This is a genomic window from Mammaliicoccus fleurettii, assembly GCF_002018435.1.
GTDB classification, from domain to species: Bacteria; Bacillota; Bacilli; order Staphylococcales; family Staphylococcaceae; genus Mammaliicoccus; species Mammaliicoccus fleurettii.
On the sequence record NZ_MWJM01000006.1, the window covers coordinates 79,244 to 92,604 of the forward strand.

The 13,361-nt window shown below is 31.9% G+C and carries 13 protein-coding genes; 10 read left to right on the top strand and 3 right to left on the bottom strand.

Features of this window, described 5'->3' with window-relative positions; translation table 11 throughout:
- Nucleotides 1–607: 607 nt before the first annotated feature.
- A complete protein-coding gene (locus B2G86_RS06580; RefSeq protein WP_078357333.1) occupies nt 608–1,804 on the bottom strand; it encodes a M20 metallopeptidase family protein in 1,197 nt (398 codons plus the stop codon).
- 175 nt (nt 1,805–1,979) lie between these two features.
- Here B2G86_RS06580 and B2G86_RS06585 point away from each other — a divergent pair, with 175 nt between their 5' ends.
- From B2G86_RS06585 to B2G86_RS06620, 8 genes are all read left to right on the top strand, one after another.
- Nucleotides 1,980–2,738, top strand: coding sequence for a DeoR/GlpR family DNA-binding transcription regulator (locus tag B2G86_RS06585; RefSeq protein ID WP_078357334.1), 759 nt, complete (start codon nt 1,980–1,982; stop codon nt 2,736–2,738).
- Complete coding sequence (gene pfkB / locus B2G86_RS06590; protein WP_078357335.1) at nt 2,738–3,649, top strand: 1-phosphofructokinase; 912 nt, start codon at nt 2,738–2,740, stop codon at nt 3,647–3,649. The genes B2G86_RS06585 and pfkB overlap by 1 nt, the downstream gene beginning before the upstream one ends.
- Nucleotides 3,650–3,667: 18 nt before the next feature.
- Nucleotides 3,668–5,602 carry a PTS fructose transporter subunit IIABC gene (locus B2G86_RS06595; protein WP_078357336.1) on the top strand — a complete coding sequence of 645 codons (1,935 nt, stop codon included), beginning with the start codon at nt 3,668–3,670 and terminating at the stop codon, nt 5,600–5,602.
- A gap of 628 nt (nt 5,603–6,230) precedes the next feature.
- Nucleotides 6,231–7,022 (top strand): alpha/beta fold hydrolase, encoded by a 792-nt coding sequence (locus B2G86_RS06600; RefSeq protein ID WP_078357337.1) that lies wholly within the window; start codon nt 6,231–6,233, stop codon nt 7,020–7,022.
- 193 nt (nt 7,023–7,215) lie between these two features.
- Entirely contained in the window at nt 7,216–8,562 is a 1,347-nt protein-coding gene (locus B2G86_RS06605; protein ID WP_078357338.1) for a hemolysin family protein, read from the top strand.
- A gap of 153 nt (nt 8,563–8,715) precedes the next feature.
- Nucleotides 8,716–9,438 (top strand): pseudouridine synthase, encoded by a 723-nt coding sequence (locus B2G86_RS06610; protein WP_078357339.1) that lies wholly within the window; start codon nt 8,716–8,718, stop codon nt 9,436–9,438.
- Between the two features lie 13 nt (nt 9,439–9,451).
- Entirely contained in the window at nt 9,452–10,279 is an 828-nt protein-coding gene (locus tag B2G86_RS06615; protein ID WP_078357340.1) for an aldo/keto reductase, read from the top strand.
- Between the two features lie 84 nt (nt 10,280–10,363).
- Nucleotides 10,364–11,086: a YwiC-like family protein gene (locus tag B2G86_RS06620; RefSeq protein ID WP_078357341.1), complete on the top strand. Its 723-nt coding sequence runs from the start codon at nt 10,364–10,366 to the stop codon at nt 11,084–11,086.
- 93 nt (nt 11,087–11,179) lie between these two features.
- Here the strand turns inward: B2G86_RS06620 and B2G86_RS06625 are convergent, their stop codons facing one another.
- Nucleotides 11,180–11,428, bottom strand: coding sequence for a GlsB/YeaQ/YmgE family stress response membrane protein (locus tag B2G86_RS06625; RefSeq protein ID WP_078357342.1), 249 nt, complete (start codon nt 11,426–11,428; stop codon nt 11,180–11,182).
- A 48-nt stretch (nt 11,429–11,476) separates the two neighbouring features.
- Entirely contained in the window at nt 11,477–12,118 is a 642-nt protein-coding gene (locus B2G86_RS06630) for a hypothetical protein (protein ID WP_078357343.1), read from the bottom strand.
- A 186-nt stretch (nt 12,119–12,304) separates the two neighbouring features.
- Here B2G86_RS06630 and B2G86_RS06635 point away from each other — a divergent pair, with 186 nt between their 5' ends.
- Nucleotides 12,305–12,652, top strand: coding sequence for a PadR family transcriptional regulator (locus B2G86_RS06635; protein WP_078357344.1), 348 nt, complete (start codon nt 12,305–12,307; stop codon nt 12,650–12,652).
- The gene (locus tag B2G86_RS06640) at nt 12,636–13,304 is read left to right on the top strand and encodes a DUF1129 family protein (RefSeq protein ID WP_078357345.1); all 669 of its coding nucleotides are present in this window, start codon (nt 12,636–12,638) and stop codon (nt 13,302–13,304) included. Before B2G86_RS06635 ends, B2G86_RS06640 begins: the two co-directional genes overlap by 17 nt.
- The last annotated feature ends 57 nt before the right edge of the window (nt 13,305–13,361 follow it).

Sequence of the window (13,361 nt, forward strand, 5' to 3'; positions counted from 1 at the left end):
AGGTGCTGTTAGGGACAAAATTCCGAGAAATGTCCGTAAGAGGTAGTGTAAGGGACATAATTCTGAGAAATGTCCGTAAGAGGTGCTGTTAGGGACAAAATTCCGAGAAATGTCCATAAGAGGTGCTGTAAAGGACAAAATTCTGAGAAATGTCCGTAAGAGGTAGTATCTAAGGAGCACAATTCAGAATTCTGCCAGTAAGAACATTCTAAGGAGCATAATTCAGAATTTTGCCAGTAAGCGCACCCTAAGGAGCATAATTCGTAATTCTGCCAGTAAGAACAGTCTAAGGAGCATAATTCGTAATTCTGCCAGTAAGAACAGTCTAAGGAGCATAATTCGTAATTCTGCCAGTAAGAACATTCTAAGGAGCACAATTCAGAATTCTGCCAGTAAGAGCATTCTAAGGAACACAATTCAGAATTCTGCCACTAAGCGCAACCTAAGAACTGCAAATCGATTAGCTACTCACAATATAACGAAACAGGCTGGGACTTTTTAAAGTCTCAGCCTGTTTTTAATAGTTTTTATTATGTTGTTCATTAGCTTTGTTCACACAACTCAGAAGAAGTGTAATTAATTCCTGACCTCAGTAACAAATCTACTGCTATTTATTTTCTAATCTATTTAACGTAATTTCAGCTAGTGATTTGGCAGCTACGAGCATGCAATCTTCATTCACATCAAATTTAGGGTGATGATTCATATATGGCTCGGTTACGCCTTCTGGTTTGCTTCCTACGATATAAAATGATCCAGGGATTTTTTGTAAATAATAAGCAAAGTCTTCTGATCCTGTTACTTGAGGGATTTCAACTAATTGTTGGAAGTAATCTCCTTTGCTTTCTGATAAAATTTCAGCTACTTTTTCTGTTTGTTCTATATGGTTGTAAAGTACTGGATAACCATATTGATAATCTAGGTCATATTCGATATCAAATCCTACTGCTATGCTGTCTGCAATTTTTTTAATTTCTTGATACATTGTTTCTTCTAGTTCTGGATTTAAATATCTTGCTGTACCTTTAATTGTGACACTATCTTGAATAACGTTATAGCCTCCAGGTGCTTCAAATGCTCCGATTGTAACAACACCCATATCTAAAGGATCGATACGTCTTGATACGATTGTTTGAATAGCGTTTACAAAATTTGTTCCTGCTATTAAAGCATCATGTGTTTTATGTGGGCTGGCAGCATGACCGCCTAAACCATTGATAGTCAATTTGAATGTAGAACTTCCTGAGAAAGATGGTCCTTTATTATATCCAATAAATTCTGGTCCAGCTACTGGCACAATATGAATACCATAAACTTCGTCTAAATCATCTAGTACGCCTGATTCTACTATTGCTTTAGCGCCACCAGGAGGTTTTTCCTCAGCGTGTTGGTGAATTATTTTAACTGTGCCTGGTAATTCTTCTTTAATTTCAATTAATGCATCTGCAAGTCCCATTAAATATGCTGTATGTACATCATGTCCACAAGCGTGCATAACGCCTTCATTTTCTGATTTAAATGGAACATCTGTTTCTTCTTCGATTGGTAAAGCATCGAAATCTGCTCTTAATCCAATTGTTTGTCCTTCGCGTCCGCCATTTATTTCAACGATTATTGCATATTCATCATCTAAAGGTTGAGTCACTTTAACGTCTTTATCTTTATAAAATGATTTAATATAGTCAGCAGTTTGCACTTCTTCAAATGATAATTCTGGATGCTGGTGCAAATGTCTTCTAATTTCAATCATTTCACTTTCTTTATTTTCGATAAGTTTAAATAGCTTTTCTTTTAAATTATTCATGTTTTTCCTCCTAAAAATATACTAAAGAAGTATACCAGTAATCTTTTTCTGCATAAAATATTTGAACTTATAAATTTGAAAGAAATTTTTGATTGATTTTGAATGTTTGTGATTGAATGTGATTGACATTTTAATGAAAACGTTTTATTATTTAAAATTGAACAGGGGAGATTGTATGCTAACGACTGAAAGACACCAATTAATTATAGATGAGATTAATCGACGGGAAACGGTTACTCTGCAAGAACTTATTAATTTAACGCATTCAAGTACTTCTACGATTAGGAGAGACTTATCGCAACTTGAACAAAGAGGTTTACTTAAAAGAGTTCATGGTGGTGCTACTCAAATTGCGAAGCGTCATGAAGAAAGAAATATGACCGACAAGGAATTACGATTTCAAGATGAAAAACAAGAAATTGCTCGTTTAGCAGCAAGTCTTATTGCTGATGGAGATACTATTTACTTAGATGCTGGAACAACTACTTTAGAAATGATTCCATTTATTACACAACAAGACATTATAGTAGTTACAAATGGTTTGACACATGTGAGACCATTATTAGATAAAGGCATTCCAGTTTATATGACTGGTGGAGAAGTAAAATCAACTACATTTGCCAATATAGGCGTAAATGCAGTTAAATCACTTGAAAGATATCGTTTTGATAAAGCTTTTATCGGTATGAATGGAATTGATTTAAACTACGGATTATCAACACCAGATCCGAATGAATCTGAAATGAAAGAAAAGGCTATCCACTTAGCATCACAAGTGTATGTTCTACTTGATCATTCTAAATTTAATGAAGTCTCGTTTGCAGAAGTAACTTATGAAAAATCAATAGAACTACTGACTTCTGAAAAAGCAATTCAAACTATAAGTAATTTCGATCAATTTAAAGAAAAATATAATATTAATGGAGGACTATGATGATATACACTGTTACGTTTAATCCATCAATTGATTATGTGATGTTTACTAATCAATTTGAAGTTGGTGAATTGAACAGAGCGCATGAGACGAATAAATTTGCTGGTGGAAAAGGGATTAATGTATCTCGAGTTCTTAAAACGTTAAACGTCAATAACACAGCTACAGGATTTGTTGGAGGGTTCCCTGGAGAGTTCATCAAAGATGCACTCGCTAAATCAGACATTCTAACAGATTTCGTAGAAGTACAAGATGACACTAGAATAAATGTGAAGCTAAAATCTGGACTGGAAACAGAAATTAATGGACCTGGGCCAAATATTGAACCAGAACATTATGAACAGTTTTTAACTAAGATGAGAAAAACAAATTCAGAAGATACTGTGATTATTGCTGGAAGTGTTCCGAGTACGCTTAAAAAACCTGTTTATCAAGAAGTTGCAGAGGTACTTAAAGAAACCGGAGCAAATTTAATAGTAGACGCTGAAAAAGATTTAATGAAATCTATTCTTGCTTATAAACCTAAATTTGTGAAACCTAACAAGACAGAATTAGAAGAAATATTTGATAAGCAAATAGTTACGGACCAAGAAGTTATAGAATGTGCTCAGTCATTATTAAAAGAAGGTGCACAAGCTGTGATTGTATCACTTGGTGGAGAAGGCGCTATTTATGTAGATAATAATACAAAATTAAAAGCAATTGTTCCAAATGGACAAGTGGTCAATACTGTCGGGTCTGGAGATAGCACTGTGGCAGGTATGGTAGCTGGATTAGAGACAGGTAAAGATATAGAATCAGCTTTTAAATTAGCAGTAAGTTGTGGAACGGCAACAGCTTTCAATGCTGATTTAGCAGAATATCAAGATATAGAAAAAATAATTTCAGAAGTGGTTATTAAACATATTTAAAATAAGGAGGTCATTAAAATGAGAATTACTGAACTATTGACTAAAGAAACGATAGCAATGGATTTATCAGCTAGTAGTAAAGAACAAGTAATAGATGAACTTGTTACACAGTTAAATAAAGCAGGTAAATTAAGTGACGAAGCTACTTTTAAAGAAGCAATTCATAGTAGAGAATCACAAAGTACGACTGGTATTGGTGAAGGTATAGCAATTCCTCATGCAAAAACAGATGCTGTTCAATCAGCAGCTATTGCATTTGGTAAATCGATTGATGGTGTTGATTATCAATCTTTAGATATGCAACCAGCACACTTATTCTTTATGATTGCAGCTCCTGCAGGTGGTGCTCAAACGCATTTAGATGCATTAGCAAAACTTTCTGGAATTTTAATGGACGAAGATGTAAGAGCAGAATTATTACAAGCGAAAAATGAAGAAGAAGTATTAAACATTATTAACAAGCATGATGACGAAGCAACGGACGAACAATCAGAAGAACCAGCTGTTGCACCAAATGGAACAGATTCTCAAGAAGAAGGATTAGTGTTAGCTGTAACTGCATGTCCTACAGGAATTGCACATACTTATATGGCTGCAGATTCTTTGAAAAATCAAGCTAAAAAAATGGGTGTTCCTATTAAAGTAGAAACAAATGGTTCAGGTGGTATTAAGAATCATTTAACAGACGAAGAAATTGAAAAAGCTTCAGGTATTATTGTAGCTGCAGATGTACATGTTGAAACAGCTCGTTTCGATGGTAAGAATGTTGTGCAAGTTCCAGTAGCTGATGGTATTAAACGACCAGAAGAACTTATAAATATGGCACAAGATACTTCACGTAAACCATTTGTTGCAAAAGGTGGAAAACAAAGTAGTTCTACAAGCAATGAAAAGCAAAGTGTATCTAAAACAATTTATAAACACTTAATGAATGGTGTTTCTAATATGTTACCACTTGTAATTTCTGGTGGTATATTAATGGCAATTGTATTTTTATTTGGAGAGAATTCATTTGATCCTAAGAGTGATCAATACAATGAATTCGCTGCAAATTTATGGGCTATTGGTAGTGAAAGTGCATTCCAATTAATTGTACCTATATTAGCTGGTTTTATCGCTCGAAGTATTGCTGATAAACCAGGATTCGCATCTGGTCTTGTCGGTGGTATGTTAGCAGTAGCCGGTGGTTCAGGATTCTTAGGTGGTATTATTGCAGGTTTCCTTGCAGGTTATTTAACTGAAGGTGTTAAATATGCATTTAAAAATCTACCTCAAATGTTTGAAGGTTTAAAACCAACTTTAATTTATCCAATCTTATCAGTTTCATTAACTGGACTATTAATGGTGTATGTTATAAATCCACCAACATCTTGGTTGAATAATTTATTATTAGATGGATTAAACAATTTATCAGGCTCAAATATAGTGTTACTTGGCTTAGTATTAGGTGCCATGATGGCAATTGATATGGGTGGACCATTTAACAAAGCAGCTTATGTATTTGCTACAGCAGCCTTAACAGAAGGTAATGCAGCTGCGATAACAGCAGCTATGGTTGGTGGTATGATTCCACCAATCGCTATCGCAACAGCTATGCTTATCTTCAGAAGAAAATTTACAAAAGCACAAAAAGGTTCAATCATTCCAAACTATGTAATGGGATTATCCTTTATAACTGAAGGTGCCATTCCATTCGCAGCAGCAGATCCATTACGTGTAATACCATCAATGATGGTAGGTTCAGGAATCGGTGGTGCAATTGCTTTAGGATTAGGTTCAAGTATTCAAGCACCACACGGAGGAATATTTGTAATATTTGCAACTGACTTTGGACACGTACTACAAACATTATTAGCAGTAGTAATTGGAGCATTAGTAGCTGCCATAATGTACGGATTACTTAAACCAAAATTAACTCAAGAACAATTAGAAATGGTTGAAGAAGTAGAATAATAAAATCAAAAAAGAGCAGAAATTCATTGTAAAAATGAAATTCTGCTCTTTTTTTTATAAGAACCATTCACACTTCTTCCAACTTGTGTGAACATAGATACCCATGCTTACACTTCTTCTGACTTGTGTGAATATAGGTACCCATGCTTACACTTCTTTTGACTTGTGTGAATATAGATACCCATGCTTACACTTATTCTGACTTGTGTGAACATAGATACCCATGCTTACACTTCTTTCGACTAGTGTGAATATGGATGCCTTTGCTTACACTTATTCTGACTTGTGTGAATATAGGTGCCCATGCTTACACTTCTTCTGACTAGTGTGAATATAGGTACTCATGCTTACACTTCTTCTGACTTGTGTGAACATAGGTACCCATGATTACACTTCTCCCAACTTGTGTGAATATAGATACCCATACTCACACAACTACAGACTTGTGTGAATATAGGTGGTCTATAAATAATTTTGTTTTGTAAACATACAAATACATTCGTCTCAGTCAAAAGTATGATACTAAAATCACGTGTTTAAAATTGAATTCTCAGGGAATATTTTATATGATTAATTTAAAATATTCTCATTTAAGTAGAATATGGTAAATATAAGGAAAGAGCGAAAAATGTTATATTACAAGACGATAATAAAATCAAATGAATCAGAGTGGGTTACGTTATTACATGGAGCAGGTGGTAGTTCTTCGATTTGGTTTAAGCAGATGAGATATTATAGAAAGCATTTTAATATTTTATTAGTTGATTTGAGAGGCCACGGAAAATCTGCAAATAAAGAATGGAAGAAAAATGATTCTTTTAAACATCTGGCGAAAGAAGTTGTAGATGTATTAGATTATTTAAAAATTGATAAAACTCATATTATTGGTATGAGTCTAGGTACAATAGTTGGTCAAGCAATGGCTGAATCTTATCCAGAAAGAATTTCAACTTTAGTGTTAGGTGGAGCCATTATAAATGTGAATTTAAGAACAAAATTTTTACTTGCTGTAGGACGTACAATAATGAATTTTGTACCTTACATGTTACTTTATAAACTTTTTGCTTACATTATTATGCCGAAAAAAGCACATGAAGAATCAAGATTAAGGTTTGTGAACGAAGCTAAAAAAGTATCTCAAAAACATTTTATTAAATGGGTTAAGCTGACAAAACTAGTGAATCCATATTTAGCCCATTTACAAGTTGCTACGAGAGACATTCCAACTTTATTTATAATGGGTGAGGAAGATTATTTATTTATGCCACCAGTTGAGAAACTAGTCAAAGAGAATGAAAATTTTTCTTTAGAAATAATAGAAGAAGCTGGTCATGTATGTAATATTGATCAGCCTGAAGCTTTTAACCAAGTAAGTTCTGAATTTATTATGAAGCATTTAGCAAAGCCTATTCTTTTATAGATTATTTAAATTGAGATTAAATTGTGATATACTGGAAATAATATGCTAATATCGGGGGAGGTGACACTCAATGGGAAGGATTTAGTTTTAAATTCATATTTTATTATAAAACCTATAGAAAAACGTAATAAAAAGGTGGCCATAGTGTCACCGCAAAATATTTGGAGGTGAATCCCTAGAAATAGGGAACTAATTGGAAATTTCGACCATAATGAACTTTATTGTATTCTTTATATTAATTGCATTTACAATGGTATTTGTAGGATCTGAATTCGCACTTGTTAAAGTACGTATGACTAGAATTGAACAGTTGATATCTGAAGGTAGTAAAACAGCTAAAATTGTTCACAAGATGGTAAAAGAACTAGATTATTATTTATCTGCATGTCAACTTGGTATTACAGTTACATCACTTGGATTAGGTTGGATTGGTGAACCAACATTTGAAGTACTTATTCATCCAGTACTAGATTTCTTTAGTTTACCAGATGCATTAACAACAACTTTTTCCATCGTAATCAGTTTCTTAATTGTTACATTCATTCATGTTGTAGTTGGTGAATTAGCGCCTAAAACGGTTGCTATACAACAAGCTGAAAGATTAACACTAGTTTTTGGTAGACCGCTATATTACTTTGGTGTTGTTATGAAACCTTTAATTTGGTCTATGAATGGAACAGCACGTATTTTAGTAAGAGCAATAGGTATTCAACCTACTAACGAAGAACAGGCAATGTCAGAAGAAGAACTAAAGCTTATCATGACTCAAAGCTATCAAAGTGGTGAAATTAACCATACAGAATTAGCTTATATGCAAAATATTTTCTCATTCGATGAAAGATTAGCCAAAGATATCATGGTACCTAGAACGCAAATGGTTACTTTAACTGAACCATTTAATATCGAAGAATTATTAGAAATTATAAACGAACATCATTATACACGTTATCCAATTTCTGAAGATGGCGATAAAGACCATATTAAAGGCTTTATTAACGTTAAAGAATTTTTAACAGAATATGCTTCTGGTAACTCAATTAAAATTAATAGCTATATACATGATTTACCACTTATTCACGAAGTTACGAGAATCAGTGATGCATTAGTGAAAATGCAGAAAGATCATGTCCATATGGCATTAGTAATCGATGAGTACGGTGGTACTGCTGGTGTCATTACTATGGAAGATATTCTAGAAGAAATTGTTGGGGAAATACGAGACGAATTTGATGATGATGAGGTAAATGACATCATTAAGACTGGCGAAGATACTTACCAAATTAATGGTCGTGTAACTTTATCAGAACTTGAAGAAAAGTTCGGAATTGAATTTGAAGATTCAGATGATATAGATACTATCGGTGGATGGTTACAAGCACATAAACCAGAAATTGAAAAAGATGATTACGTAGACACTGAATATGACAAATGGGTTGTAATTGATGTTGAGAATCACCAAATTAAAACGGTAGCATTACACAAAGAATTCATGAAAGAACGTAGAAGTATTTTTGATGACGATGAAGAAGATGAAGATTAAAAAATAGTTTAATTATCAAGCAGTAGAAATCCATAATAATTGGACTTCTACTGCTTTTTTTTATTAAATACAAACGTGTCTTTTTTGTCTTAACGATGCGCATCATGTAAAATAGAAATCATAGTAGATTGTTTGAGAGAGGAACACATGTGTATGAGAATTAATAAATATTTAAGTGAAGCAGGCGTTTGTTCAAGGCGTGGTGCAGATAAATGGATAAGTGCTAATCGTGTAAAGATCAATGATGAGTTGGCAACCTTAGGATCAAAAGTAGAAGAATTCGATATTGTTAAGGTCGATAATGAAATCATAACGATTGATAAAGGCTATGTTTATATCGCATTAAATAAACCTCGTGGTATTACATCCACTACAGAACGACATATTAAAGGTAACGTTGTTGACTATGTGAATCATCAAGAAAGAATTTTTCATATTGGTAGACTTGATAAAGATTCTGAAGGGCTGCTGTTGCTTACGAGTGATGGAGATATCGTAAATGAAATATTACGTGCTGAGAACAATCATGAAAAAGAATATGTCGTTTCAGTAGATAAACCAATCACTAAAGATTTTGTTAAACAAATGTCTGAAGGTGTAGAAATATTAGAACAGAAGACGCTTCCTGCCAAAATAGAGCAACTTAATGATAGAACATTTAAAATTATTTTAACACAAGGATTAAATCGTCAAATTAGACGTATGTGTGAGGCTTTAGGATATGAAGTTAAAAAATTAAAAAGAATACGTATTATGAATATTAAACTTGAAGGAATTAAATATGGTGAATGGAGAGATTTAACAAAAGAAGAATTTGAAGAACTAACGCAGTCACTTTCCTATAAACCAAAAAGAGAGCGAATGATATCTAAATAAAGGGGTTATTAAAATGGTCAAATTAAATAATGATGTAAATATTCCAGAATTAGGATTAGGTATTTATAAAATAGATGAATCAGATGTTGAGAGAGTATTGAATACGGCAATTGAAGCAGGTTATAGAGCAATCGATACTGCTTGGTTCTATAAAAACGAAAAAGCATTAGGTCAAGCATTAAATAAAATTAATATAGACCGTGAAGAACTTTTTATAACGACTAAATTATGGAATGATTTTCAAGGATATGAAGAAACAATTAAAGCTTTTAATGACTCTTTAGAATCGTTACAACTAACATATATAGATATGTATTTAATTCATTGGCCGTGTCCAGAAGATGAATTGTTCATTGAAACATACAAAGCGATGGAACAATTGTATAAAGAAGGCAAAATTAAAGCTATAGGTGTATGTAATTTTAAAGAGCATCACTTAGAAAAATTATTAGCCGAAACAGAAATCGTACCTGCAGTAAATCAAGTAGAATTCCATCCAATATTTAATCAAAAGGATTTACAAGCATATTGCGAAAGTAAAGGTATTAAAATTACAGCGTGGAGTCCGTTAATGAGAGGAGGAGAATGGCTCAATAACCCAGTATTGAAAGAAATAGCAGACAAATATAATAAAACTGCAGCACAAGTCATCATTAAATGGCACTTACAACAAGGCAGAATCGTTATTCCAAAATCACAAAATGACCAAAGAATTATAGAAAACTTTGATGTATTTAACTTTGAATTAACTGAAGAAGATTTAGCTGAAATTGATAGTCTTCATACAAACGAAAGACAATTTAGAGATCCTGATGAAGTTAAAATTGGAGATATGAAATAATATAAAAAACTTTCACATATTTGTTTGAATTAAGATGTATTTCACATATATCTTTTAGTAGAATAAGTGTGTGGAGGTGTTTTTTTGTTTAAATTTAAGAAACCAAATCAACATGGCGTTTGGTCAATGATTATATTGCCCATCGCATTCGGTATAGCAGTAAGCGGTTTTACATTTTTACATATATTATTATATTTGGGCGTATTAGCAGCTTATTTCATGAGTGATCAAGTGTTTTTCTATTTAAAGAAAAGAAAAAAAGAAATTGGCTACATCTATACAGCGAGTTTATTTGGAATAATAGTACTCATATCATTTATACCTATAGTACTTTATAAATTTGAAACATTTTGGATATTTTTATTAATGATTCCATTATCGTTAATCAATGCATTTTTCGCTAAAAAGAAAAACGAGAGAGCATTTACAAATGATTTAATAGCTGTCATTATCTTTTGTTTGTTTGGCGTAATAAGTGTATTACTAAATACAGCATTATCTAATATTAATGCTTGGTTACCTGTATTTATATTGAGCTTTTTGTATTTCTTTGGAACAATCTTATATGTAAAAACAATGATAAGAGAGAAAAAATCAATTAAATATAAATGGAGTTCTTGGATTTATCATTTATGTATCGTAGTTATAGGATTAATAGTAAACCCTTTAATAATGATAATGTATTTACCTAGCTTAATTCGTGCAATAGTTTTATATGGAAAGAAAATAAAAATAATGCATGTAGGGTTGATAGAAATAGCAAACTCTATATTCGTGTTAATCATTGGATCGATTTATTTACATTAATGACTATATTGAACCGGTTAACGAACACAAAAGAGCAATCATCTGTATGGATGATTGCTCTTTTGTGTTTTCTTTTATTTAAAATTATAAATATTATTTTCTAATCAATTTTAAGATAAATGATAGTACGAGTATCAATATAATTGAACCGATAAGTGCTGGTATAATTGCTACTCCACCCCATACTGGACCTAAATCGCCTAGTAAAGAACCACCAATTACTGAACCTATTAACCCGGCAATAATGTTACCGATAATACCGCCTGGAATATCTTTACCTAAAATAACACCTGCTAGCCAACCTATAAGTCCGCCTACGATTAACATTAATATAAAGCCCATTGAGTGTACCTCCTTATTATATTTCTATTTCTATAATTAAGTACCCAGTTATTTTGCATTTGAAACATAATAAGATGTTTTAAATAACTTTTGCCATAAAATAAACAAAATATAAAACAGGAATACTGGTATTAATATAAACCAGTGTGGAGTAAGTACAATCATACATATTATTGCTACAATTGATAAGATTTCTCCTACTAATCGAGGATGTATAAAGTATCTGTATATACCTTTTTGGTAGATTTTTGAAAGTCTTTTACCATCTGCTTCGATTGCTTGAGTATACAATGAAAGGTAAGCAATGATTTGCCCAAATATAAATAAACTGACACCAAAATATGGCACAGATTGATATATTGAAAGTTTACTGTCTAAATAAACGACATTTAAAGACACACTAAATACAATAGTAATGATATAAAGTACAAAAAATTGATTTTCAATATAGTTTGGAGCATATTTAATTTGAATCCATGTATGCAAGAATGCCCATATAAGTAACATAATTGTTACAGCTATCGTGATGAAGTTAATTTCTTTGATGATTATAAAGGAAACTAAACCATTCAAAGCAATTGTTATTGAAATAGCGAAATGATTTATACGCTTTTTCTTATTCATTACTATAAAGTTATATGACATTAGGACGATACACAGAATGATATTAATTGAAACGAGAAATGCCATATCTGTCTCCTACCTTAAACTAGTCTCATCTACGAATTATAACAATTCCTTAACATTTAATCACTAAATATATATTTATGTAAAGATTTTGCAAGAGTATTTGACATTATAAGTGTAATTTACTAGTATTGAAGCAAGCTATCTTGTAATACAAAGTAGTAGTAAAAATTGGAAGAGGTTATTACTATGTCGTCTATAAAGACACAAATGAGAAAAGGTTTGTTAGATGCATGTATCTTGTCTATTATTCAATCTCAACCAGTATATGGTTATGAATTATCTCGTAAACTAAATGAACATCAATTTACAGAAGTAAGCGAAGGAACGATTTATCCGATTTTACTGAGGTTGTTGAACAAAGAATTTATTTATAGTGAATTTAAACATAGTGAACAAGGACCAAAGAGAAAATACTACTATATAACTGATAAAGGAAGAGAAGAGTTAGAAATAGTTAGTAACGAATGGCTAAAAATAAAAGACCCAATTACTAAATTGTTAAAAGGGAGTACTGACGATGACAAGAACAACTAAACAATTGATTGATGAAAATAATACTAAAAGAAAGCAATTAAATGAAGAAGATTTAGAAGTATATGAAGACTTCTTATTATATGTAAGAACAGACTTAAGAGTTAGTGAACATGAGACAGAAGTTATTTTGATGGATGTATTAGATCATTTATTAGAAGCTACTTCTCACGGTACATCAGCTATAACATTTTTTGGACATGACGTTAAAGGACATGCTGATGAAATTTTAGAAGAGCTGCCTAATGAATCTAACAAAGCAATTATGAAGATGGTAATGATGGGTGTTGCTTACTTCTATAGTATTTATTTTATTGTCTCAGGTATAGCTGGTATTTTTGCAGACTATAAGACACCGATAATATCCATGATTTCGCTATTAATACTAGTTCCAATAGGTGGATTCTTTATAGTGAAAATTCTATTCAATATTATTCAAAGATATATATTTGATAAATCTAAATATAAGACACTGAAAGAAACAGTTTATGCAGGTTTATTAGTTGGCGTAATTCCAGCTTTATTAATATTAACACCAAACATTATATTTAAAGATATGATGAAAGTTTATATTCCATGGTGGATATTCATGTTAATAGGTATCGCTATTTTTGGACTATATAAAATGTCGCAGAATAAAAAGAAAATAGCATAAAAGAGGGTTGGACAGAAGTCTAATCTCAATATAATGAAAGCCTGAGACAAAATAGTT

Excerpts from the sequence above, each read along its gene's own strand:
- B2G86_RS06600 (WP_078357337.1), top strand. The coding sequence starts at position 6,231 with ATGTTATATTACAAGACGATAATAAAATCAAATGAATCAGAGTGGGTT.
- B2G86_RS06635 (WP_078357344.1), top strand. The coding sequence starts at position 12,305 with ATGTCGTCTATAAAGACACAAATGAGAAAAGGTTTGTTAGATGCATGT.
- B2G86_RS06580 (WP_078357333.1), bottom strand. The coding sequence starts at position 1,804 with ATGAATAATTTAAAAGAAAAGCTATTTAAACTTATCGAAAATAAAGAA.
- B2G86_RS06640 (WP_078357345.1), top strand. The coding sequence starts at position 12,636 with ATGACAAGAACAACTAAACAATTGATTGATGAAAATAATACTAAAAGA.
- B2G86_RS06585 (WP_078357334.1), top strand. The coding sequence starts at position 1,980 with ATGCTAACGACTGAAAGACACCAATTAATTATAGATGAGATTAATCGA.
- B2G86_RS06630 (WP_078357343.1), bottom strand. The coding sequence starts at position 12,118 with ATGGCATTTCTCGTTTCAATTAATATCATTCTGTGTATCGTCCTAATG.
- B2G86_RS06615 (WP_078357340.1), top strand. The coding sequence starts at position 9,452 with ATGGTCAAATTAAATAATGATGTAAATATTCCAGAATTAGGATTAGGT.
- B2G86_RS06610 (WP_078357339.1), top strand. The coding sequence starts at position 8,716 with ATGAGAATTAATAAATATTTAAGTGAAGCAGGCGTTTGTTCAAGGCGT.
- pfkB (WP_078357335.1), top strand. The coding sequence starts at position 2,738 with ATGATATACACTGTTACGTTTAATCCATCAATTGATTATGTGATGTTT.
- B2G86_RS06595 (WP_078357336.1), top strand. The coding sequence starts at position 3,668 with ATGAGAATTACTGAACTATTGACTAAAGAAACGATAGCAATGGATTTA.
- B2G86_RS06625 (WP_078357342.1), bottom strand. The coding sequence starts at position 11,428 with ATGGGCTTTATATTAATGTTAATCGTAGGCGGACTTATAGGTTGGCTA.